A 22701-nucleotide genomic window follows, 5' to 3' on the forward strand; every position below is an offset into this window, starting at 1 on the left:
CCCATCTCCCGGCAGCGACACGCCAACACCTAACGCCTACAAGCGATTTCGTGGCAGCGACACCGGCATCAACTCACTTCTTAAACACTCCCTAGCAGCGTGATGCAATAATCCTCGGCGACACCATCACCGCTCTGTTGGGGGAGCATGGGGACGAGAAGAGCTTTGCTGCAAGCGGGTTGGGTGCTGCCGCTGTCCGCGTGTGCGCCGCAGCTGTTGTGGGGCGATTCCGGGTCGATCCGGATCGGGGTGTCGTGGAGCGGGGCGGAGCTGGCTGCCTTCCGGAAGGTGTTGGAGCCGACGCCGTTCGCGCGATCGGTGGATGTGATCCCGATGGGCGACGAGGTCGGTACCGCGTTCAGCGCGGGCGGGAAGTCGGCGCCGGATATCGTGCTGCTGCCGCAGGCTGGTCAGGTTCGCGCACTCGTCGACGACGGTAAGCTTCGGCCGGTCCCCGATGCGCTGTGGACCGACGACCAAGGGGCGCGATATCCCGAGTTGTGGCGACAGCTGTTGTACCACAACGGAAAACCGTACGGAGTGCCGTTCAAGGCCGCCGACAAGTCACTGGTCTGGTACGACCGGCAGACCGTCGACAAGTACCACCTCGGCGACCCCGCCGAGTGGACGATCGCGGATTGGGTCGACCGGATCGAGGTGCTGGCGGGTACGCCGATCCGGTTGCTCGCCCTCGCCGCGGCGGACGGCTGGGTACTGACCGATGTCTTCGAGAATGTGCTGCGGGCCGAATCTCCGCGCACCTATGACGATTTGACGACCGCCACGCGGGAGCGCGTCTGGGACCGCCCTGCCGTGCACGCGACGTTCGGGAATCTCGCGCGGCTGTGGGGCCGACGGCATGCCATCGCGGGCGGCGTCGCGGTGGCGTTGACCCGTCAGTTCCCGGACGCGATTCGAGAGGTGTTCGAGCACCGCCGCGCCGCCATGGTGATCGCGCCGGATTTTGCCGAACCCGTTGTCCGGGAGTGCCTTCGAGCCTCAGGGCGACGGCCTGAGGAGGTGGTCGGTATCGCACCGTTCTCGGTCACCGGTCTCGGTGGTGAACGGCCACGGATTGTGGGCGGCGATGTCATGGTGGTGACCAGATACGCAGGCTCGCGCGCCGATGAGGTGGTGGCGGCGCTGGCCGCGCCAGAGGCGCCGCTGCCCTGGATTCAGGGCGACGGCGGCTTCATCGCCCCGAATACCCGGACCACCGTGCGCTATTCGGCATTGCTGGAACCGATCGCGCGTTCGCAGAGCCCATGGAGCGCGTTCGATCTGTCCGATCAGCTGGGAGCGGTGGGCGGCCGTAACGGGTTGTGGCGCATACTGACCGACTTTCTCGTCGCGATCGGTGACGGTGCCGCCGAGCGGCCGGATGCCGCGATCGATCGCGCGATCGCCGCACTGGACGGATTCGAGCGGAGCCGCCGATGACGGGTGTCGCCGACTTCCGTGCCAACGGATTGCGCATCGAGCTCGCGACTCGCCGGATGCGCGGCCCACTGATACCGGGCGGGCGGCCGCATCGCTGGCTCGGTTGGGCGGGTCTGCTGGCGGTCGGGTTGATTGCGGCATTGCTGGTAGCGCCCGCGGTGTGGACGGTGGCGATCGCGGTGCCCGCGCGTCCGCGAATCGTGTTCTCCTGCATGCTTGTTGCCTGTGGAGCCGTTGCTTTCACCCTGATTCGCAGGCGTGGATCGCCGAGCCGGGCACGCCAGTCGGTACTGACGGTTTGCGCCGTGCTCATCGCGTTGGGGCTTTGGTTGCTCGCCGACGCCCTGGCCGGCGACGGACGATGGGCGTACCTGCTGACCATGCTGTGGGTCGTCTTCGGTCTGGTCCTGCTGCTCGTCGCCGTCGGCATCGCCTGGCTGTCACGTGATTCGCGCAGGTTGTGGGCGCCGTTGATCGTGCCGTTCGGTATCTCGGCATTCGTCTCGGGTGTCGCCTTCCGGATAATCTTCCAACATCTCGCCGCCTGGTTCGGCATCGAAAGCGTTGGCGGGTACCGGATCTGGTTCGCGCTGATGCTGGGTTCGGCGTTTCTGTGGACCTGGCTGGGCTTCCTGACCGGTTTGTTGCGCGCCGATATCCGTGCCATCGAGGCGGATCCGGTGCGGTCGGGCTATCTGCACGGGCAGGGAAAGCGTTTCCCGCTGCTGCGTCTGCTGGAGTTGGTGCGTCCGATCCTGCTCATCCTCGGATTGGTCGTCGCGGTGGCCGGGGCCAGAGTCTTCGATGTGGTGCTGATCGGGGTACCCGGTTCGATGCAGTACCAGCTCGACAGTGCGACCGTGCAGTGGTGGCGACTGGCCACCGACGGCGATCCCGGCGCGGGTGTCGCCGCGGCGTACGCGTTGCCGTTGGCGGTGCTGGTCGGCTTCGTGGCCTGGCTGCCGCGGACCGGCATGCGCGGGCAGCGCGGCGGGCAGACCTACGCGACGGTTTCGCCGCCGGTGGATGCCAGTCGCCGCATCGGTCCGGTGCGCGCGATCGGGATCGCCGTGGTGTCGTTGTTCGCGTTGGTACCGATCCTGGTGCTGATCGCCGTTTGTCTGAACGGTCCCAAGGGATTCGGGCTTTCCGCACTCACCGGCATGTGGCGCGACGAATCCTTCCGTGCGGCATGGCAGACGACGTTGCTGGTGGCCGGGTTGGCGACGATCGTCGTGGTGGCAGCCGCACTTCCGGTGGCGCATCGACTGGCCGCGGGACGTCAGGAGGGTGTGGTCTCGCGGATCGCGGTGGCGTCCCTGGTCGTCCTGTCGGTGCTGCCCGCGCAGAGCTACCTCGGTTCCCTCGATGCGTTCATCGACACGTTCAACTTGTCCGGAACCAGGATTCCGTTGATCTTCGTGCACGCCGCCGCGGGATTGCCGATCGCGATCCTGATCCTGCGCGGTGCGATGCTGGCCCCGCCGGATACTCCGGCCGATGCGGCGCTGCACGGGCTGGCCAGTCCCGGCACCGTTACGCGGCGACTGCTGGCATCGGCGGGCCCCGCCGTGATGGCGGTCGCGGTACTGGAATTCATCCAGGTGTGGAACGACTTCTTCATCGGCCTGATGATGAACGGCGCAGGTGCCAGCCCCTGGTCACTGCTGCTGTGGGGCGAGGCACGGCAATTCAACGAGAACGCAGCGGAATTGGCGGCCGGATCGCTGCTGTCGGCCGTGCTGCCTGTGCTGATGTTGCTTGTCACGTGGCGACGCTGGCTGGTACCAGGACTGACCGGCGGAACGCTGTCGTGACGGCGCCACGCGGATACGAGGCGCCGCAGCAGAGCACGCCGCGCTCGTCGATCTGGGAGGGCGTGCTCGGCACCGCGGGGGTCGTCGCGTGGGCGCTGGTACTCGAACTCGGTCGCAATATCGTGGTCAACTCCCTCGGCGACAGCGATGTCGTCAAGGTGATCGGTGGGTTGCTGCGCGGGCTCGCCATCGTTGCCGTGCTGGGCGCCGGCGCGTATGTGGCTTACCGGCGCGTAGACCTCTTTCGCGAAAGAGTGCGCACCGAAAGGGAACTCGCCCTGATCGCCGAACTCGTCGAACCGGGCGAGCCGGTGCGCTTCGTCGACGCCAGAAGCTGTCGCGATCGGCCGCAAGAGCTTGCCGAATTCGATCACGAACCCGTCCTCGCGGCACTGCGGGACCTGCCTGTTCAGAAATTCGAGACAGCCGCTCTGCTCGCGGTGCTGTCGGCCATCCTCGAGGCGCCGACCCGGTTGCCCTCGGATTCCGCACCCGACGGGCGCACCGCGAGCCTGTTGCTGGCAGACCTGGAGATGCGGGGGATCATCGAATATCTCGGCGCCGACCGATACTGCCTGCGCAAAGCTCCGAAGCTGCCACTCGCCGCGGAGGTCGTCCGCGGACCACACTGGCAGGCGGCGTTACCCGCACTGCTGCACCATTATGCGGACCGAGCCAACCGCTGGGCGCTCGCCTTGGAAACGGTTCGTTTCGCCAAGGGGGCGCGCCGCTGGTTCGAAGCGGAAGAAGAATATCTGCGCACGCTCTTCCCGGATCCGGGGACGCGGCTTCCGACCGCGGCGGTACACGAACTCGCCAGAATCGCGGACGCCCTCGACGTCTGGTATGCCAGGCAGGGGCTGCCCGAGAACGCCTACGGCGTTGCCCAAGCGCTGTGCGATCTCACCGATTCCGGTGATTTCCCGCTGCGTGGCGAGCTGGCCGCGATTCGGGCGGGCCGCCGCCTGCGCCGACGGCCGCCGAAATATCGTCCACGCGCCCTGTCCACCAGTCTGGCCGCGCGCTGGTCGCACTACGAAGCACTGAATCGACTCGACACCGCGCCGCCGAGTCCGACCGTGCTGTCGAAGTCGGCCGAACAACTGGAAGCCGCCTGGTGGTTGCTGCCGCGTGCGGATCTGGCCGCAGTGGTCTGCGCGCTGATCAACCTGGCCGTCGTCCACTTACATCAGGGTCGGCTCGACGCCGCCCAGGACCGCCTGGAATTGGCCGAATCCTTGACCCGCGACGGCCGCGACCCCGATGGCCGTGCCCAGACGCGCGAGACACTCGGCGTCCTCTGGTGGACCCGCGGTGAACCCCGCCGGGCCCTGCGGCATTGGCAAACCGCTCTCACCGCCTACCGCGAGCTCGAAGACGATCTCGGTACCGGCCGCTGCCTGCAGCACCTCGGATCGGCGGTGGTCCTCGCCCCCGAATACGGTGGTCTGCTGCTGGGTAACGACCCTGCGCTCACCCGTGCCGAAGTTCTCCGGCAGGCCGGCGGCTGGCTGGTCGCGGCCCGCCGCCTGCACCCCGATGCCCTGCACGCCGAACACTATGCGCGCCAAGCCGGTTCGAGACTGCATACCGTGGATCGCTGGCCGCTGCCCGCCCCGGATCCGCAATAGCCGGGGGCACCGACGCAGGAACTCGGCAGCCGGTGTCGCTCCGGCAAGAGTTGCGACCGAACGATCAACCCGACATCTGGATGCCGGACTTACAGTCCGGAATATTTTTGAAAATGAGACCTCGGGAACCATCAGGCCCCCACCCCGCATACCAAGTTAGTTGAATTCTTACATTGAGCGGCTCGAAGGGCGCATTCTGATCTTATAAATCGGTGCCCGCAGTTCATGACGTACCTCGGATCGGGAAAGACGCATCATGTCCACGTCATACGGACAACAGGCACTGCGTCACGGACCCTATCCAGACGCAGGCGAGCGTGCGCGGCATCAGTCAGCCGGTGGTGGCACGCTGTCCCAGCGGATCGGCTACGGAAATTGGCGCGAGATTCCACTCGATCACGGCACGCACAGTACGACAATCGGGCGCTCGGAGGCGGCCGATATCACCGTGACCGCCGACGCGACCGTCTCGCGTCTGCACGCCATAATCAAGCGGGTGAGCGACTGCTGGGTCGTCATCGATAATGGGCTGTCGACGAATGGGACCTTCGTCAACGGCGAGCGGGTCGGCGGATATCGCAAACTCGAGTCCGGCGATACGATTCGGCTCGGGAAATCGGTATTCATCTTCACAGACGGTCACTCATCCGAGGACGAACGAACGATTGCCCAGCCCGGTCTGCCGGCGCGGACTGCGTTGACCGACGCTCAGTATCTGATTCTCGAGGCACTATGTCGCCCGTACGACGCTGAGACCGGGTTCACCTACCCCGCATCGAACTGGCAGATCGCACACGAACTCTGCCTGAGCGTCGCCACGGTGAAGACTCACATGCGGGCGCTGTTCAAAATATTCGACGTCGAATCCTTCCCACAGAACAAAAAACGCATGTTTCTGGTTGAGCGCGCACTCGACAGCGGCGTGATCGTCAATCATCACGGGCGATAGGACTTCGGCTGGAATGTGCGGTGATACAGCTAGATCGGCCGGAAACCCGCTCCGATCCCACCGCGCGCATCGACGTCGTCCATGATGGCGGCAATATTCGCGCCGAGTTGCGGTCCCAGGCATGGCACCCTCAGGTATCCGTTCACCATGCCTACGAGCGTTGTGCCGACCACGACCGGGCCGCCGGAGTCACCGGGAAGGACGCATATCTGCGTCCAGGTCCAGGTGTTGGTCTGGTACACATCTCCGTAGGCCAGTCCGCAGGTCTGGCCCGTGGTATAGCCTTCCTTGCACGCGACGTCCGGGAACTGCGCCGGACCACCCAATCCGGTAATCGTCGTGTTGCCCACACGGTTCACGGGTACGACCTTGTCCGGATCGAACACGATGACGGCGTAGTCCATATCGTTGTTCGCGTAGGCGAAGGTGCCCACGACGCCGGCGTCACGGTTGGCGTCGGCAACCACCGTGGTACCCGCATCACCGCAATGACCTGCGGTGAACCCGACCAGCCGACCCGCGCCATCGTGCCCGATCGTGGTGAGCGTGCAGACGCCCTGGTCGTCGACGATAATGCCGGAACCGCCGCCCAGTACCGACGGGTCGGCGGCATGCGCAGTGCCTACATGCACCCCGGCCGGCGCTGCGCATGCTGCGAGCACAGCCGCAGCCCTCGCGAGCTTCCTGAACATGTCCGATCCAATCGCTGAGCTGCAACTATCCGGTCATACGAGGCAGACGCCCGTACCGAAGGGGAAGATCGGCGGTACGAAGCAGACCCACCACAGGAACGGGTTCCACCACAAAATGGCAGGCTCGACCTGCGGGGGGAGTTGTTCGGAGGCAGGTGCCACTTGGACAGGCGCAGGGGGAGCGGCCGGGGCGGGAGCGGCGGTAGCAACGCCTGACCCGAGAGCAAGCATCGGCGCGAGCGCTGCCGCGGCTACGGCTGCGCGAATTTTGGTGCTGTTCATGATGGTTTCCTTCAACTGAGCTTCAGGGACGCCCTCGTCCATCGAAGGCTTCCCGCAGGTGAACACCACCAACTCTTCTCGCAGAGTGCGCGGAAGATCATCATCCCCCGGGTTGGAAACACTCACACCTCGCTGACGCGAGCCGTCGCCCCGGGCCATCGGAGCACGTCATCGTAGATAAAGAGTGTTAGGCACGCGCTGCGGATTCGGTGGCGCGATGATGTTCGGTATGGGTGAAACCACGCGGATTACCCGAGTGCCGATATGAACACCGCGGCGCCGATCGCCAGGGTCGACAGAATCATCGAGGCTGCCCATCGCGTTTACTTCGGTAACCGTGCCGCCACCGCTCGCCTCGAAGAGGGCGCGCGAAGGCTGCACGAACCGCTGCGCATCGCATTGGCCGGTGCCGTCAAAGCCGGAAAGTCGACACTGCTCAACGCACTGGTCGGCCAAGATATCGCCCCGACCGACGCCACCGAATGCACCCGCGTCGTGACCTGGTACCGGCACGGTGCCACGCCGACGGTCGTCGCCCGGCTCGCGGGCGGCCGGGCCGAGTATGTACCGATACAGCGAGTCGAGGGTGGTCTGACGTTCGACCTCGGCAAGCTGATAGCCGCGCAGGTCGAGCGAATCGACGTCGACTGGCCGGTGCCCCGCCTCGCACGCACCACGATCATCGACACCCCCGGAACCACGTCATTGTCGAGGGACGTGTCCGCGCGCACACTGCGGTTGCTGACTCCGGACACCGGCTCCGCCGGAGCCGATGCGGTGGTCTATCTGTTTCGTTCGCTCGACGATTCCGACCTCGCACTGATTCGTCAGATCGGCGAGCACGTCGGCGGCAACGCCGGTCCGCTCGGAATCGTCGGCGTCCTCTCGCGGGCCGACGAACTCGGTGCGGGCCGTCCGGACGCAATGCACTCCGCCCGCGCGGCCGCCAAAGACTTCACGCGCGAATTGGAAACGACGGGCCTGTGCCAGGCGGCCGTACCTGTTGCGGGTTTGCTCGCCTTTACCGCGAAAACTCTTCGACAGAGCGAGTTCGTGGCCCTTCGCCAGCTTGCCACGGTCGCACCGGCCGACCTGGAATTGGCCATGCTCTCGGCCGATCGATTCCAGCGAGCCGACTATCTGCCGATTGATTCCGCGGCGCGACAGCACCTCGTCAGACGTCTGGGGTTATTTGGAATCGGCATGGCACTGACTCGATTACGGTCCGGTACCAGCGATTCGGCGGCTCTGGTCGACGAATTGATCGCACGCAGCGGCATCGGCGAACTCGAGCGGGTCATCGACATTCAGTTCGGCCAGCGGGCGGACGAATTGAAGGCACATACCGCGCTGCTGATGCTGCGGCAGATATTCGCCGCCGATCCGGCCGCGCAGGCCGCACCGCTCTGCCGGGAAGTCGCGACGCTGCTCGCGAATGTGCACGGCTTCGAAGAACTCCGACTCCTGAGTCGGCTCCGCTCGACCGAGACGGTGTTGTCCGAACAAGAACTCACTGATCTGCAACGGGTGATCGGCGGTCACGGGACCGGACCGGCCGAACGCTTGGGAATCGAACCGTTCGCGGTCGGGGGCGTGGGCCAGGACGTCGCATTGGCGGAAATCAGACGATGGCGATCCCGGGCCGAACACCCGCTCGCGGATCAGTTCACCGCCAATGCCTGCATTGTGGCGGCCCGCAGCGCCGAAGGCGTGCTGAGCGAGTTGCGGCGGAACTGCTTATGAAACATGCCTGGTGGGGTAGGGGAGTTGCGTGGTTGTCGCAGCAGGTGAAGGCGTGTCGGTAACCTGCTCGGTTACCGCGGGCTGCGGCTCGGTCTTCGGTGCGCTGTGCGAAACAATTCCGACAATCGCCGCTGCAAGCGTCGCAATCGCCGCCGCTGCGAGAAGTGCTTGTTTACGACGTCGACTGCCGACCTTTTTGCCACCTCCGGTTGATTCCGGCGCCACCGGGCTCGCGGATGCGACGTCCACCGGCGGCGTGCTCACGACCGGCTCGGCGGACCGAGGCGGTTCCGGAGCTTGCGGCGGGGTACCGGGTGTCGGTGCCGGCATCGATGGCGGCACCGGCGCCGACGGGGCGGCAGTTATCGAAGAACGCGCCAGCAGAGCAGCGCCATTCGCCGATGTGAGGCCGGGATCGGGTTCCGCGATTACCGGTACGTGCAACTCCGTGGACAACACCTCGGCGACGAGCGGGGTTGCCGACGCCCCACCGGCCAGCACTACTGCTCGCACATCCCCGGCATCGATGTCGTTGGTGCGCAGGGCTTCTCGGACAAGTCCGGCGGACTCGACAACCTGCTCTCTGATCAGATCCTCGAGCTCGGAGCGGACAAGTCGCACGTCGTGACGCACAGGTCCCAGCTCGACCTCGATCACCGCGGCGGTTTCGGTGGAAAGCGTCTCCTTGGCCTGCCGGCAGCGCAGCCGCAGATCGTTCAGTGGCGCAAGCATGGCGGGCGCCGCGAGATCGATGTCTCCGAGTTCCCCAGCCAGGCCTCGGAGTACGTGCCGCAAGATGGCGTCATCGATGTGCTTGCCACCGAATTCCGCGCTCCGGACCGTTCTGCCGATCTGTTCGGTACCGCGGGCCATGGAGACGCTGAGGCCGTTGCCGCCGAGGTCGTACACGACGACGGCGCCGTCCGAAGGCAGCCCACGTGTCGACTCGACACGAGCGAGGATCGATCCGACCTCGTCCACGAGTGCCACACCGGCCATGTCCATCCGGTCGAGCGCCTCACGCAGCGCCTGCACGCCCTGTGGCTGCCAGTAGCTGGGATATGTCGCCGCGATGGTGGGAGGCCCGGTGAACGCACCGGCCGAATACCGCGTCAGGTACTGGACGGCGCTGGCGACAAGTTTCTCCGGCCGATGGGCGGAACCGTCGGCGGCGACGAGATCGATCGGGTCGCCGACGCGGTCCACGAATCCGGTGACCACCAGCCCCATGTGCGCCGGACGGGTACCGCTGCCGATCGGAGACAGCGTCGGCGCCATGCCTTGGGTCATGATCAACGTCGCATGGTGCTGGGTCGTCTGGGGACGTGGGGCGCGCCGCTCGGAGCCTCCGGACGCCGCGTCAGCTGCGGTGACGAAATCGGCCGTGCCGATCTTGATGCCAAGACTGCCGGACATGCATACCTCTCGGTTGATGGTCGCTGGGGATTTGCTCTTATAAATCTCCCGCACAGACGGATCGTCGGCCATATCCCCGAGTGGTGAACCGGACCCCGCATGGGGTGAGGTTCGTTCACCCAAGGTGGAATCGGCTACGTTCGCTGCGACTGCACGGTCCGCAGCCGGGCAGCGCCTTCGCGAACCCTGGCCAGCGCGGCCAAATTCTGCTCCACCTCGGCCGCACGCTTTTCCCGCGCGGCGCGCTCCATGCCCGCAGCGTCCTGTGCTGCCTTCATCGAACTCTGTAGTGACGCCAAGGCTTGCTCGGCAGATTCCTTGAAGTGATCGCGCAGCTCCCGCTGCATATTCCGGAGGCGGTCACGAGAGAGCTTGTGCACCTGGAAGGACACGTCATCGACGTACTTTCGGAGCGTGAGCTGCGCGATGTTGCGGCGGCGGGCCAGTCGTCCGGCGCGGTCCTGCTGGTAGGCCTTCACACCGATCACGACCCCGGCTCCGATCGTGATCGGGTTCATCATCGCCGCGCCGACCATGGTGGCGCCCATGCCGATCATCATCGCGCCGCTATAGCCACTGCGAACCGCGGTCAGGCCCCGGTCCGCCAGCGAGACCTTCATATCGCGCAGCTCATCGATCTGCAGCCGTGGGTCGATCAGGTCGCCCTCGCAGATGGCCTCGAGCACCGGAAGATCGACGCCGTCGCCGTCCACCGCGAACGATGCCGCCACCCGCTCGGCCAGTGCCTGAGCGGACTGGTAGGCCCAGACGAAATTGTCGCCGACCGCTGCGCTCACCTCTTCCTGCACCCACTCGGTCAGCACCGGCCATTTCTTGTCCGGATCGCCTTCCGCGAGCTCGGACTCGATGTGCTTGTTGATGCTGCGCAGCCGTTCCCGAAGGTCGTGGTCGATCTCGGAATTGAGATCCGCGACACCGTCGGTCAATACCTGCTGCCACGACCGCGCCGACTTCACCTGCGCATCCGACACCTCCTTGTGCGCCTTCAGCTCCTCGGCCATTCGATGCTGGAACCCTGGGTCCCGCAGCGCATTCAATTCCGCCTCGAACGGCACGGTCAGATGGTGCGCGACAGACTCGATCTCCCGCGCTATGCGGATGCGCCGCTTGGTTGCGATGTCGGCGAGACCCTCGGTGCGCAGGAACGCGAGCAGGTCGGGATAGCCGGATTCGGCATTGAGTTCCTTGTCGCGCAGGCGCACCGCGTGGCCGCGCAGCGTCGACGAAACCGGAATGATTCGGCAGCCGACTCCGGCAACGGCGAGGTGGCGCCTGTCGGCGTCCGCGATTCGGCGCCATTCGGGATATATGTCGACCTTGGTCAACGCGATGACGGCCGCGGGGCACAGGCCGATCACCTGCTGCACGAATCGAAATTCGGGTTCGGTGAACTCCTGGCTGGCGTCGGTGACGATGATGACGGCGTCCGCCAGCGCCACCTCGTTCAATACTCGCGGGACATGCCGCTGGCCGATGCCGCCGACCCCCGGGGTGTCGATGAGGGCCAGACCATTCGGCAGCGTCGCGGTATCGATGCCGACTTCCGCGCACACCACCTGGCCGCCTCGCGCGTGCGCGGACTTCGCCAGATCGGATTGCAACTCACCGAACGGCAGTGCAGCCGCGACGGGAGTTTCGGCGTGCGGCATCTCGACGACGAGCTGCGCGACCGGTTCATCCGAGTGCCGGACGACGGTGACCACCGAGGTTGCTCGACGGTCACCGACCACGCAGACCTGCTCGTTCAGCAGGGCATTGATCAGCTGGCTCTTGCCCTGCTGGCGCAATCCGACAACGGCGACCCGCATGGCAGCGTCGGCGGATCGGCGTCGCACTGATCGGAGGGTGCCGAGCAGGTCTTCCCGGTCCGCCGACTGTGCGAGTCGGATCAACCAATCGAACAGGGGCGGGACGGCAGCGGCCGATCCACCAGTCGGTAGTTGATCGGCTCGCATGCTCAGAACATGTCCATGGCGTCGGCGATGGTGTCACCGATATCGGCCAAGGGCCCCTCGGAAAACATGTCTTCGGTCCCATCGCCCATGCCGAGGCCGTTGGAACCCGTGTTGTAGACGTCATCGGTCGGCAGGCCGTCGTCCATGGACATATCGTCGATCGGTTGCTGATCCATAGGTTGCTGATCCATCGGTGCCTGCTGGTCGACGGGCTGTTGCTGGTCCATGGGCGGCTGTTGGTCAATGGGGAACTGCAGGTCGATCGGCTGTTCGTCGACGGGTGCTTGCTGGTCGACGGGCTGTTGCTGGTCCATGGGCGGCTCGTCCATGGGGAACTGCAGGTCGATCGGTTGCTGGTCGACGGGTGCTTGCTGGTCGACAGGCGCCTGCTGGTCGACAGGCGCCTGCTGGTCGACAGGCTGTTGCTGGTCCGCGGGCGGTTGCTGCTGATCCACCGGTTGCTGGTCAACCGGCAGTTCGAGGCCGGGAATTTCAATCGGCCCCTGCGGCTGTTCGAGGCCGGGAATCCCGCCCAGCTGATTCATGATGTCGTCGAATCCCTGGCTCAGCTGTGCGGTCGTATCCTGCGGATCCGTCGTGGCGCCACCGCAACCCGCGGCTCCGCCGAGCTGGTTCATGATGTCTTCGAATGGGTTTTCCTGTGACAATTTTCGCCCTCCATGGGTCTCTGTCGTCGAATTGTGGATGGGCCAATCCACGTCTGGACTTCCCGGTACCAATGGCTCGTGATCTATGGTCCGGGCATACGACGGCAGGAAATAGACACCTGAGGTGGAACAAACCAACACCCTTGGAGGCGGGCATTCGCCCCGAAGGTGAACGCCGTGGCCGCCTGCGACGTCAACCGCGTCCATTGTCGTAGAGACAGCGGGAAGACGACTCGCCTAGCGCGTAGGGGTGGTTGATTGCGTTTGGGTCGTGGAAGAAGGAGTCGCATTCGGGGTACCGCTGGCTGTGGCGGGGACACCGAGGCTGGTCTTGATATAGGGCTTCAAAAGGGTCTCCCAGGCGGCCTTCATTCGGTTGTACTCATCGGGACAGCCGACGCCGCGCTGATATGGCAAGACCCCCTTCTGGTCTGGCTGACCCGGTTTGTTCACGAGTACGCCGAGCGTGTTGGGCATGGCACCGTAGTCCCAGCACAGGAGGTTGTAGGCGCGTACCTGGCTGAGTGAGTGTTCGTCGGCGAACGAGCTCGCATCGAGACTTGCCGGATCGTCGGAAATGTCGAACCAGAAGTCGGACGCCGCGGCCACGCTAGTGGCACCGACGGATCCGGGGATGGTCAATAGGACCAAGGCGCCGAGTTGGTCCGCGGAGTCTTCCTCGCGTCCCGTCGCGGGCAGTGAGTACAGGTTGATCGCCATGTGTGCGGACTCGTGGAAGGTGATCATGCGAGTCACGCCGTCGAAGTAGATGTTGAAAATATCAGTAGTTCCCATGTAATTCGTATTCGCAGGATCCGCAGCCTGCTTCTTCGCATATCTGTTGACGACCGCGAACATCTCGTAGCAGAGGGTCAGCGACTGGTTCTTCGGATCCCAGTACGCGTTGAACTCGCCACATTCCTTGGCGATGACGGGAACGTCCTTGGGTAGCTTGTACATCGACCCGAGGGCATCGGTAAGTTCTTCGAGGACCTTGTTGTCTTGAATGGCCTGCTTGCCTTCTTTGGCAAGGTCCGAAGCCATCGCCCGCTCGTACTTGGGTACGAACTTTCCGGTGTCCGCTACCTTGCTCGTGGTTGCGGCGCTTGTCGTCGCCTGCGACGCCGGCTGGCTGTCTTTATCCGATGAACACGCCGTGGTCGCTGCGGCCAATATGGCCACCGCCCCGGCCCATCGACACCATTTGGGAATCATTGCAATACGCCTCTCCAAGTCGCAGGGCGTCGCTACATGATGATTGCTAGATGGTAGCAAGGTCGTGAGCTCGGCATGTTGGGTTTGCTTTGTATCATCGAGGCATGGCCTTGAATCGCGACCTTGACCGGGGCGACCGGCAACTCGTGGCCGTGTCCGAAAATGTGCCATCGGCTTCGAGAATTCGACTTGCGATCGCGCCTGTTCGAGGCCCCTTTTCGGCGTGGATGGTATGTCGCCTATCTGGGCTGTCGCTCACAGGTCCGGATTCTCGGTCGTGCCGACAGATGGAAACGGCATTGCTGTCGTGTAGCCGAGTGGTGAAGGCGAATGTGGTTCGACCGGTTCGCGGACGACTCACCTAGCGCGTAGGGGTGGTGGGAGAAGCGGTGGGAGAATGCGTCGCGCTCGTGCTCGTGCCCGTGCTCGCGGTCGGGGTGTTGGTGGCGGTGGCCGGAACGCCCAGGCTGATCTTGATATAGGGCTTCAGAAGGGTCTCCCACGCGGCCTTCGTTCTGTTGTATTCGTCGGGACAGCCGACGGCGCGCTGATATGGCAGACGACCCTTTTGGTCCGGCGCACCTGGTGGGAGCACCAGGACGCCGACGGCATTGGGTAGAGCGCCGTAGTCCCAGCACAGCAGGTTGTACGCGCGAACCTGGCTGAGGGAGTGTTCGTCGGCGAAGGCGCGCGCATCGAGACTTCCGGGATCGTCGGAAATGTCGAACCAGAAGTCGGCCGCCGCGGCCACGCTGGCGGCACCGAGGGGGCCGGGGGTGCTCAGCTGGAGTAGGGCGCCGAGTTGGTCTGCGGAGTCTTCCTCGCGTCCCGTTGCGGGCAGTGAGTACAGGTTGATCGCCATGTGTGCGGACTCGTGGAAGGTGATCATGCGTGTTACGCCGTCGAAGTAGAGGTTGAAGACGTCAGTGGTTCCCGCGTACTCCATTGGTTCCGCGGCCTGCAGCTTCGCATATTTCTCGGCGACCGCGAACATCTCGTAACAGAGGGTCAACGACTGGTTCTTCGAGTCCCAGAACGCGTTGAACTCGCCACATTCCTTGGCGATGACGGGAACGTCCTTGGGCAGCTTGTATATCGACCCCAAGGCGTCGGCAAGTTCTTCGACGACCTTGTTGTCTTGAGTAACCGCCTTGCCTTCTTTGGCAAGGTCCGAAGCCATCGCCCGCTCGTACTTGGGTACGAACTTTCCGGTGTCCGCTACCTTGCTCGTGGTTGCGGCGCTTGTCGTCGCCTGCGACGCCGGCTGGCTGTCTTTATCCGATGAACACGCCGTGGTCGCTGCGGCCAATATGGCCACCGCCCCGGCCCATCGACACCATTTGGGAATCATTGCAATACGCCTCTCCAAGTCGCAGGGCGCCCGCTACGCGATGATTGCTAGATGGTAGCGATGCCCCCCCGTTCGGCAGGTTGAGATTTCCTCGCATCGTTGAGGCGTCGTATCCAGCGAGGGCGTTCGTCGAGGTCATCGGTAGCCCTTCAAATCTCGACGGGTGCATTGCTGCCGCGTAACCGAATCGCGGAAGTCGATGCGCACGCCGCGCCGATGGCTCGGTGGTCAGTACAGGTATATGGCCAGCGCCGCAGCCCAGAATGCGAGCAGCCAGATGTCGGTGAAACGGCGCAGCCACCGTGGGCTGGTGCGTACTTCCATGAAGTACTGGATGACGAGTCGCCCCTTGATGACTGCCATGGTCAACACGGCGACGGTGATCGTCGTGTCGGCGGTCGGCCGGGCGGTGTGGTCGGTGTGGCCCAGCAACCATGAGAGCAGGGTGATCACGCACAGGGTCGCCCATACATAGGTGATCCGTGCGGCGGCTGTCGGATTCATCGCGTCACCTCATCACGTATACGAGGGCGAAGATGATGAGCCAGAGCAGGTCCACCATGTGCCAATAGACGGCTCCGGCCTCGACCAGCGATATCCGGCGGTGCGGGTTGCGGAGCTGGGCGTAGACGACGGCCAGGAATACGAGCCCGAGCCCGACGTGGAATACGTGGATGCCGGTCAGCATGTAGTAGTACATGAAAAAGTCGTTGTGCGGGAACGTCATTCCCCGTCCGACTTCCACGGTCCATTCGTATGCCTTGATCAGGATGAACAGCACCCCGCAGGCGCCGCCGGAGATGACCAGCTGCCGTGATCGATCGAGATCGCCGGTGCGCCCGGCGATTACGGCTCGTGCGATGAGCCAGGAGCTGGTGATCAGCACCAGCGTGTTCGCGAATCCGATGTTCAGGCTGAGGTGCTGCTGGGATTCCAGGAAGAGGTCGCGGTGCCGGTCGCGGTCGACCAGGAAGATGAGGAAATAAATCCCGAAGATGATCAGGTCGCCGAGCACGAAGATCCACATGTCGATGTCGCCGGGCAGATGTCTGCTGGGCCGTCGGTCGAGGTTGCCGACGGCGGACCCGTCGTCGGTGGTTCGGTCGGTATCCGTCATGGCGTGTGGTCCTGTTCGATATCGAGCCGGTCAGTCCTGCACCTGTTCATCGGCAGGCTGATTCTTGATCGCCCGGTAGAGCAGGGCGATCATGGATATCTCCCACCCAACGAATATCGCAGTGCCCAGCCAGAAACTGATGGCGCCGTTCCATGCCAGGGTGCCCGATCGGAAAACCCATACCGGGGCGGCGAGGATTTCGGTGACGATCATCCAAATCGATATGTAGGCAAGCCATTTGGGGAAAATGCCGTTGTGGTCGAGGAAGATCGCCAGGGCCAGCACCATGCATTGGGTGGCGAAGCAGCCCAATGAGCCGACGAACGACAGCAGGCCGAGGTCGTACAGCATGGCGACCAGCTGCGGGTCGCGGTCGGGGCGGAAGGTGGCCGCTAGGAAGGCGAATGCGGCGAATAAACACCCCGGGATCGCGCCGACGGCCAGTGCGGCGATATAGGCGTAGGCGAATACTGGGCTGACCGACATGCGCTTCATCTGGTAGGCGATCAGGCCGTTGGCCAGTCCGGTGAACCCGATGACCGCCATCAGCAGCGCGAAACCGATCCGTATGGTCAGCGAGTGGTCCTGGAAGAATTCGACGATCTGCGCGGTGGTGATATCGGGTCGCGGTGGTGGCATCACCCGGGTGAGCGCGACGAAGATCAGCCCGAATACGTTGTAGAAGATCGGTATCGACCACCAGCAGATCCACAGGTCGGCCTTGCGGTTTCGGGTACTGCTCGGGGCGATGGCGACCGGTGCCGTACCTGCGGTGGTCATCGCGCGGCTCCCTGTTCGTCGGCTTGGCGCGCGACGGCAGCGCGGACGACGAAGAACATCACGGCGAGGTAGAGGCCGAAGGCGACGATCCGCAGCCAGAACGACACCGCACCGTTCCAGGCCAGCGGGCCGCCGCGGAAGATGACCGAGCAGGCCGACGGCGTCATCGCGAGGGCGACGGCCAGGCTGAAATGTGCCACCCATCGCGGGAAGATCGGCCGAGGCTGGTGGTCGAGGTAGATGGCCAGCGCCAGACAGACGCCCTCGGCGACGAGCATGCCGACCGGTGCGGTGAATGTCAGCCAGGCCAGGTCGTTCAACAGTTGGACGAGCTGCGGGTCGCGTTCGGCGCGGAACGCCGCGACGAGCCAGAAGATATCGGCGATCGCGAATAGTGTCGCGCCGGTGACCACTGCGGCCAGGTAGCTGTAGGCGAGTACCTGGCTCGGCGTTGCCATGCGCTTCATCTGGACGACGATCACCGTGAAGAACGGGATCAGCATGATCCCGCAGAGGTTGTAGGTGATCATGCTGAACCGGATCATCGCGGTGTGCTGCCGGTAGAAATCGGCCACCTGGTCGGCGGTCAGTTCCGGTGACATGGGCGGGAAGAACCCGGGAAATGTCAGGAACGCAATCAGCAGCACGGCTCCGAAACCCGGCAGGAGCCATAGACCGATCCGCTGTGCTGTCACTGTGGTCGCGGCGGGGGCTCGTTCCGGTTCAGCGATGGTCTGCATAGCGCCCTTGATTCGAAATGTCTTGCAACCTGGTCGATCCGAGCCGGCCCGAATCTCCCGGCCGATCGTGCCTGAGGCTAGCCGATCGGATAACTTAATTCTCCAAATTCGATAATACGATTTGCGCTGCGGTGATCGGTCAGTTCGGGGTGCGCTGCGTCAACAGCATCATCAGGCCGACCTCTCTGCTCTGGGTGTCGATCATGTCGCGTGCCGCCTGTTTGACGATGCCGCTGGACAATTGGTGATCGGCCGCCTGGGCCATCTGGATGCCACCGGCATGGTGGCGCTGCATGAGTTGCAGGAACAGCGCTCCCGCGTCGGCACCGCGCGTCGCCGCCAGTGCGTCGAGTTCGGCCTGGGTCGCCATGCCAGGCATGAGGTCGCCGGTCGCGGCGGCGGTGCTTGTCGTGTGCTGGTGCTGGGTGAGGTTCGTTTGGCCGGTGTGCATCCAGGCCATGGGGTGCGGATTGATCGTGACCGCGCGCGCCAACCGCAGCCAGCCCAGCAACATTCCGATCTCGGTGCGCTGGGCGTCCGAAATCTGTTGGGCCAGTGCCCGTACCGTCGGATCGACTCCGGTGTCCAGTCGCTGCGTCATGACCAGTGCCTGGCTGTGATGCGCGACCATATCCTGTGCGAAGCCGATCTCGGTGCTGCTGAGGAGGGGCGGTGCGGGCCTGTCATCGGCTATCACCAGCGGACGGATGGCCGCGCCGACCGCCAGCAGCAGCACGGCCAGGCTGACCAGCGCGGCACCCTTGATCCAGGTCCGCCGGGTCATGAGCCCATGGTCGAATGCTGGCCGGCAGGCGGGGTGTAGACGCTCGAATCCAGTTGCAGCGCAAGGAATCCATTGTCGGCACAGGTCGTCCACAATTGGTTGCCACGCCATTCGGGCGCCGAGAAGCACCAGTCCGAGGAGAGATCGCCGAAGGCGAGCATGCCGGTGCGCGGACCGGCGGCCTCGGACATATCGAACTGGCCCTGCAATATGGTCTGGACCACCGTCGGGGATGCGAGCAGCGGTGGGCCGATGATCGAGGCGAGTGCGTGCGGGGAGTTCGTCAGCTCGGTGTTGTGTCCGGTGTGTGCGGGCGGGTTGTAGTAGGCGATCTCGCGGATGTCGAGCGGGTCGCGGACGTCGAAGACGCGGATGCCGGAGGAGGTCCAACTGCAGGCCAGTGCGGTGGGATCGGCAGGCCGATCCGCGGCGCAGTAGTGGGCGTCGTAGGCGAACAGCGAGCCGCCCGCGGCCGAAGCCATTGCGATGTCCTCGTTCTGGGGCAGATCGATCTCGAGTTTGATGGTGTTGCGCAGGCGTGGATTCGTTGCGTCGGAAACGTCGAACAGCTTCACGCCGCCGGATCCGGCCTCATCGGTGGCGAAGACATATGGTGTGCCTCGATATGTGACGGGGATGTTGTGCTGGGTGGCCCAACCGTCGGTCCAGGCGATGTTGGCCAATTGGCGCACTTGCGGATTCGGATCGCGGCGCTGGACAGCGCTGATGTCGAGGACCATGAGTCCGCCGAAGTTATTGGCGAGATACATAGTGTTGCCGTCGGGGCTGAATCCGAAGCCGTGCATGGATAATCCGGGCAGGTTCTGCCAGATGACGCGCGGATCGGCCGGATCGGTGAGATCGACCGCGCTGACCAGGCCGGGGGCGACGCCCGAGCTCCAGTAGGTGTTGCCGTCGGGGGAGAAGCCGCCCTCGTGTGCGGTGATCGGCAGTGGCATGTTCAAACTGGTCCCGGTGCCCGGGTTCAGCAGCCGGGGGTGTGCGCAATCGGAGATGTCGTAGACCGAAAGCAGGCCCGCACCGGTCAGGACCGGCGCGCCCGCGCCGACCAGTAGCTTGCGAGTCTCGTTGACCTTCAGGCTTTCCCAGGTTCCCGCCAGCATTGCCGGTTCGTTCAACGTTTCGGTCAGCACCGGTGCGGTGGGATCGGAGACGTCGAGCACCTGCACACCTTGTTCGGCCCCCAGCAGATTGCCTGGGAAGAATGTACCGACATAGACGCAGTGGTCGAAGCTGACCGAGGAGATGCCTCCGCCGCGCCCTGCGTAATTGCCGACCTGGGACATATTGCAGCGGTAGCCGAGTGCGCTGCGGCCGTTGTTCCGGTCGGCGGCGGGTACGTCGCCCTGGTGTCCGGATTCCGGGTCGGAGCCGGGGCCGCACTCGGCGCGGGCGACGGCGATGTCGGTGAGCCCGGAGATTTCTCGAACAGTGCCGGCTATATCCGACTGCGGTTGGGCGGCAAGGGTTCCGGTCGGCAGCAGTAGTGCCGTGGCCGCGACTGTCACCAGGGAACGCCGAGCCAGGGGGAGCAACGATGATGTCATGGTGGCCCTCGGGGAAGAGGGTTGCCTTTCGTGTCGGTCGTTCCGGTCGGCCGCGGGGCTGGTGGTCCGTCGATCGGCGGCTGCGGAAATCCATTCAGATGCGACTGCCATGGTGGCGGCTGTGCGATCTCACAATCCGGACTGTGCTGTCCGGTTACTACCCGGTAGTGTGCGCGAGGCACCCACCGGAGTCAAGACCGTGCTGCCCATACCCCCGGATTTCGCGACGGGTCATATGTTGTGGACGCCCAGTCCGCTGCCGGGTCGGCGAATTCGACCCGTGGCAGGCCGAAGACGCTGAGACGTTCTATGCCGATGCACTGCCTGCGTTCGAAGCGCTGGCTAGTCGGCGGTCTCACCTGCGTGGAAACGCTGCCAGACCGTATGATCCGTACGCTGGCCGCCGGGCGTATCGGCGCCGTATCGGGTGATCTCCGACGAGAGATCGAGCGGCATGGTCGGCGCAGTCATACCTCGCAACTCCTGTTCGATCGCGGCATCCGGCACCAACCAGCACACCTCGAACTCGATGCCGTCGGGGTCGGCTCCGTACAGCGACTTGGTGACCGCATGATTCGATGCTCCGGTCAGGGCGTCCGCCGCCCGCAGTGCATCCTTGACCCGCCCCAATTCGCGCAGCGTGTCCACCTCCCAGGCCAGGTGGTACAGCCCGACTCGTCCGGTGCGATGCGTAGCGGCCGGTTCGGTGGCTCGGAACAAACCCAGGTCGTGGTCGTTGGCCGAACCGGCCGCCTGCAGGAAGACCCCGCCCGGAATTGCGCCGATCTGTCGGAAGCCGAGGACGTCGCGGTAGAACGCCGCTGAGCGCTCCACATCGGAGACGAACAGGACGGCATGGTTCAGGCGCTGGACCGGCACGAAAGTTACTCCGTTTCCTCAGTGCTCGACCGATGCGAAGGCCCGCAGTTCGCGGACTACATCGGGACCGGTCGGCATGTACACGACTTCGCGGTATCCCGCCGCGTCCAGGTTCGCTACTGCCGCAGCGATTTCCGAGCGCTCGCCTACCATCGTGGCGACATCGATGTGCTCGAGCAACAGGCGATCGCGGTCGGAAAGCGGCATAGGCGACATGCCAGTCTACGACCCGGCACGGCCCGATCGCCTCGCGCACTCGTTGGCGATCGAAAGTCCGAGACGCCGGTCCGCACGCAAAGGGTGCTCCACCTCACAATGCCTCGGATTGACCTTCACATACCCGCGGCGCGCTGCTCGACGAGCAACTCGACGCCATCCGGGCGATCTGGACCGAGGACGTCGCCGAATATCACGGCCGCTTCATCGATTTCGATCCGATGTACGCTTGGCCGAAACCCGTGCAAACCCCACACCCTCCGATCTTCATCGGTGGCGCGGAAGCGGCGGCCGAACGCGCGATCCGCCACCGCGTCGGCTGGCTTCCCGCCGCGGTGGCCGATCCTGCCGCGATACCGGCCCAACTAGCCCGGCTCGACGGATACGACCTGCCTGTCACAGTCGCGTTCGCCGCGGTCGATCCAGCCCTGATCGACGGCTACGCCGCGGCCGGGGTGCAGCGCTTGGTGTTCAGCGTGCCGACCCTCCCGGAACCGGAAACGCTGCGCGCCCTCGATGAAATCACCGAAGTCGCCCACCGGTACCTCGCCTGAGGGCCTAGCTCCATCTCGACGCTCGCACCATGACAGATTGACAATGAGTGTAGCGATGTAACAAACTCTCGGGGTTTGCGGTCATCGGAAGAGAGGCTGGCCAGTGACCGATAACGCCCGTGCGGCGCTGGAGCTGGTTCGTGATTCGAGCCAGTTCAAATGGTATGTAATCCCGCTACTGCTGATCGTGCTCTACGTGTATGCCACCGAGGTGGAGCGCCGGAACTGGAATGTGCTGTTCGGTGGGCTGGCGCTGTGGGGGATGGACTGGTTCAACGAGATCTGGAATGCCGTGGTCTTCCACGTCACCGATCGTGCGCCGGTGTGGGGCGCGACGGGGCCGACCGCCTATCAGATCCTGATCGGACTCAATATCGAGATCTGCTTCATGTTCGCGATCATGGGCGTCGCGGCCGCGAAGCTGTTGCCGCCGCGCGAGATACGCGTATTCGGGCTACCCAACCGGCCGGTGCTGGTGGCGGTGAACGCGGTGCTGGCCGTTGGCGTCGAGATCGTGCTCAACAGGATCGGCGTGCTGACCTGGGACTGGTCCTGGTGGCAGGCGGGCTTCCCGCCGCTGATCTGGCTGATCGGCTACGTGCCGTTCTTCGCGGCCTGCTTCTGGGTGCACGATCTGCCCACGGTGCGCGCGAAGGCCGTAGTCGTCGGCGCGATTCTCGGAGTCGACGCGGTGGCGCTCATTGTCTTCGGCTCGCTGGGATGGTTGTGAAAACCTTCGTTCGATTCGCGCTCCCCACCGCGCTGACGCTCGTATTCACCGCGCTCACCACGTATTCCGCAACCGCCGAATACACGCCGTGCGCCTTGCTCGGCACCGTGGGAACTCCCGAGATCGGAAGCGACCAGTCCAGCGCGGGCCTGG

General features: G+C 64.5%; 20 protein-coding genes and 1 pseudogene. 7 read left to right on the top strand and 14 right to left on the bottom strand.

Features of this window, described 5'->3' with window-relative positions:
* Positions 1–147 precede the first annotated feature (147 nt).
* The 4 genes from ACZ60G_RS10610 (at position 148) to ACZ60G_RS10625 (ending at position 5837) form a co-directional block, all read left to right on the top strand.
* Positions 148–1440, top strand: a complete 1293-nt coding sequence (locus ACZ60G_RS10610) for an ABC transporter substrate-binding protein (protein ID WP_465809192.1) — start codon at positions 148–150, stop codon at positions 1438–1440.
* Complete coding sequence (locus ACZ60G_RS10615) at positions 1437–3257, top strand: ABC transporter permease family protein (RefSeq protein ID WP_465809194.1); 1821 nt, start codon at positions 1437–1439, stop codon at positions 3255–3257. Before ACZ60G_RS10610 ends, ACZ60G_RS10615 begins: the two co-directional genes overlap by 4 nt.
* The gene (locus tag ACZ60G_RS10620) at positions 3254–4888 is read left to right on the top strand and encodes a tetratricopeptide repeat protein (RefSeq protein WP_465809196.1); all 1635 of its coding nucleotides are present in this window, start codon (positions 3254–3256) and stop codon (positions 4886–4888) included. Before ACZ60G_RS10615 ends, ACZ60G_RS10620 begins: the two co-directional genes overlap by 4 nt.
* Before the next feature lie 385 nt (positions 4889–5273).
* Entirely contained in the window at positions 5274–5837 is a 564-nt protein-coding gene (locus ACZ60G_RS10625; RefSeq protein WP_465809855.1) for an FHA domain-containing protein, read from the top strand.
* A 29-nt stretch (positions 5838–5866) separates the two neighbouring features.
* Here the strand turns inward: ACZ60G_RS10625 and ACZ60G_RS10630 are convergent, their stop codons facing one another.
* Positions 5867–6529 carry a chymotrypsin family serine protease gene (locus tag ACZ60G_RS10630; protein ID WP_465809198.1) on the bottom strand — a complete coding sequence of 221 codons (663 nt, stop codon included), beginning with the start codon at positions 6527–6529 and terminating at the stop codon, positions 5867–5869.
* A gap of 546 nt (positions 6530–7075) precedes the next feature.
* On the opposite strand from ACZ60G_RS10630, the gene ACZ60G_RS10635 reads away from it, so the two are divergent.
* The gene (locus ACZ60G_RS10635) at positions 7076–8554 is read left to right on the top strand and encodes a dynamin family protein (protein WP_465809200.1); all 1479 of its coding nucleotides are present in this window, start codon (positions 7076–7078) and stop codon (positions 8552–8554) included.
* Here ACZ60G_RS10635 and ACZ60G_RS10640 read toward each other — a convergent pair.
* From ACZ60G_RS10640 to ACZ60G_RS10700, 13 genes are all read right to left on the bottom strand, one after another.
* Positions 8549–9970 (bottom strand): Hsp70 family protein, encoded by a 1422-nt coding sequence (locus ACZ60G_RS10640; protein ID WP_465809202.1) that lies wholly within the window; start codon positions 9968–9970, stop codon positions 8549–8551. The genes ACZ60G_RS10635 and ACZ60G_RS10640 overlap by 6 nt on opposite strands.
* Positions 9971–10104: 134 nt before the next feature.
* Positions 10105–11826, bottom strand: coding sequence for a dynamin family protein (locus tag ACZ60G_RS10645; RefSeq protein ID WP_465809204.1), 1722 nt, complete (start codon positions 11824–11826; stop codon positions 10105–10107).
* 122 nt (positions 11827–11948) lie between these two features.
* Positions 11949–12584 carry a hypothetical protein gene (locus ACZ60G_RS10650; RefSeq protein ID WP_465809206.1) on the bottom strand — a complete coding sequence of 212 codons (636 nt, stop codon included), beginning with the start codon at positions 12582–12584 and terminating at the stop codon, positions 11949–11951.
* Positions 12585–12851: 267 nt separating this feature from the next.
* A complete protein-coding gene (locus ACZ60G_RS10655) occupies positions 12852–13829 on the bottom strand; it encodes a DUF4344 domain-containing metallopeptidase (RefSeq protein WP_465809208.1) in 978 nt (325 codons plus the stop codon).
* A 361-nt stretch (positions 13830–14190) separates the two neighbouring features.
* The gene (locus ACZ60G_RS10660) at positions 14191–15138 is read right to left on the bottom strand and encodes a DUF4344 domain-containing metallopeptidase (protein ID WP_465809210.1); all 948 of its coding nucleotides are present in this window, start codon (positions 15136–15138) and stop codon (positions 14191–14193) included.
* Positions 15139–15408: 270 nt separating this feature from the next.
* On the bottom strand, positions 15409–15684 hold the full coding sequence (locus tag ACZ60G_RS10665) for a cytochrome C oxidase subunit IV family protein (protein ID WP_465809212.1): 276 nt from the start codon (positions 15682–15684) through the stop codon (positions 15409–15411).
* A gap of 4 nt (positions 15685–15688) precedes the next feature.
* Complete coding sequence (locus ACZ60G_RS10670; protein ID WP_465809214.1) at positions 15689–16297, bottom strand: cytochrome c oxidase subunit 3; 609 nt, start codon at positions 16295–16297, stop codon at positions 15689–15691.
* Between the two features lie 30 nt (positions 16298–16327).
* Positions 16328–17077: a hypothetical protein gene (locus ACZ60G_RS10675; protein ID WP_465809216.1), complete on the bottom strand. Its 750-nt coding sequence runs from the start codon at positions 17075–17077 to the stop codon at positions 16328–16330.
* A complete protein-coding gene (locus ACZ60G_RS10680; protein WP_465809217.1) occupies positions 17074–17817 on the bottom strand; it encodes a hypothetical protein in 744 nt (247 codons plus the stop codon). The genes ACZ60G_RS10675 and ACZ60G_RS10680 overlap by 4 nt, the downstream gene beginning before the upstream one ends.
* A 139-nt stretch (positions 17818–17956) precedes the next feature.
* Entirely contained in the window at positions 17957–18601 is a 645-nt protein-coding gene (locus ACZ60G_RS10685; RefSeq protein ID WP_465809219.1) for a DUF305 domain-containing protein, read from the bottom strand.
* The gene (locus tag ACZ60G_RS10690; RefSeq protein ID WP_465809221.1) at positions 18598–20169 is read right to left on the bottom strand and encodes an LVIVD repeat-containing protein; all 1572 of its coding nucleotides are present in this window, start codon (positions 20167–20169) and stop codon (positions 18598–18600) included. The genes ACZ60G_RS10685 and ACZ60G_RS10690 overlap by 4 nt, the downstream gene beginning before the upstream one ends.
* A 342-nt stretch (positions 20170–20511) precedes the next feature.
* The gene (locus ACZ60G_RS10695; RefSeq protein ID WP_465809222.1) at positions 20512–21048 is read right to left on the bottom strand and encodes a VOC family protein; all 537 of its coding nucleotides are present in this window, start codon (positions 21046–21048) and stop codon (positions 20512–20514) included.
* Positions 21049–21066: 18 nt separating this feature from the next.
* Entirely contained in the window at positions 21067–21255 is a 189-nt protein-coding gene (locus tag ACZ60G_RS10700; protein WP_465809224.1) for a hypothetical protein, read from the bottom strand.
* A 140-nt stretch (positions 21256–21395) separates the two neighbouring features.
* Between ACZ60G_RS10700 and ACZ60G_RS10705 the strand changes: the two are divergent.
* Together ACZ60G_RS10705 and ACZ60G_RS10710 are read left to right on the top strand one after the other, a co-directional pair.
* A pseudogene (locus ACZ60G_RS10705) lies at positions 21396–21818 on the top strand (LLM class flavin-dependent oxidoreductase); the annotation flags it as partial.
* 103 nt (positions 21819–21921) lie between these two features.
* Positions 21922–22548, top strand: coding sequence for a hypothetical protein (locus ACZ60G_RS10710; RefSeq protein ID WP_465809225.1), 627 nt, complete (start codon positions 21922–21924; stop codon positions 22546–22548).
* The last annotated feature ends 153 nt before the right edge of the window (positions 22549–22701 follow it).

The organism is Nocardia sp. NPDC102475 (genome assembly GCF_055584605.1).

Bases quoted from the DNA above. Each gene is read 5' to 3' on its own strand.
- ACZ60G_RS10610 (WP_465809192.1), top strand. From the start codon at position 148: ATGGGGACGAGAAGAGCTTTGCTGCAAGCGGGTTGGGTGCTGCCGCTG.
- ACZ60G_RS10615 (WP_465809194.1), top strand. From the start codon at position 1,437: ATGACGGGTGTCGCCGACTTCCGTGCCAACGGATTGCGCATCGAGCTC.
- ACZ60G_RS10630 (WP_465809198.1), bottom strand. From the start codon at position 6,529: ATGTTCAGGAAGCTCGCGAGGGCTGCGGCTGTGCTCGCAGCATGCGCA.
- ACZ60G_RS10635 (WP_465809200.1), top strand. From the start codon at position 7,076: ATGAACACCGCGGCGCCGATCGCCAGGGTCGACAGAATCATCGAGGCT.
- ACZ60G_RS10640 (WP_465809202.1), bottom strand. From the start codon at position 9,970: ATGTCCGGCAGTCTTGGCATCAAGATCGGCACGGCCGATTTCGTCACC.
- ACZ60G_RS10650 (WP_465809206.1), bottom strand. From the start codon at position 12,584: ATGAACCAGCTCGGCGGAGCCGCGGGTTGCGGTGGCGCCACGACGGAT.
- ACZ60G_RS10655 (WP_465809208.1), bottom strand. From the start codon at position 13,829: ATGATTCCCAAATGGTGTCGATGGGCCGGGGCGGTGGCCATATTGGCC.
- ACZ60G_RS10665 (WP_465809212.1), bottom strand. From the start codon at position 15,684: ATGAATCCGACAGCCGCCGCACGGATCACCTATGTATGGGCGACCCTG.
- ACZ60G_RS10670 (WP_465809214.1), bottom strand. From the start codon at position 16,297: ATGACGGATACCGACCGAACCACCGACGACGGGTCCGCCGTCGGCAAC.
- ACZ60G_RS10675 (WP_465809216.1), bottom strand. From the start codon at position 17,077: ATGACCACCGCAGGTACGGCACCGGTCGCCATCGCCCCGAGCAGTACC.
- ACZ60G_RS10680 (WP_465809217.1), bottom strand. From the start codon at position 17,817: ATGCAGACCATCGCTGAACCGGAACGAGCCCCCGCCGCGACCACAGTG.
- ACZ60G_RS10685 (WP_465809219.1), bottom strand. From the start codon at position 18,601: ATGACCCGGCGGACCTGGATCAAGGGTGCCGCGCTGGTCAGCCTGGCC.
- ACZ60G_RS10690 (WP_465809221.1), bottom strand. From the start codon at position 20,169: ATGACATCATCGTTGCTCCCCCTGGCTCGGCGTTCCCTGGTGACAGTC.
- ACZ60G_RS10700 (WP_465809224.1), bottom strand. From the start codon at position 21,255: ATGCCGCTTTCCGACCGCGATCGCCTGTTGCTCGAGCACATCGATGTC.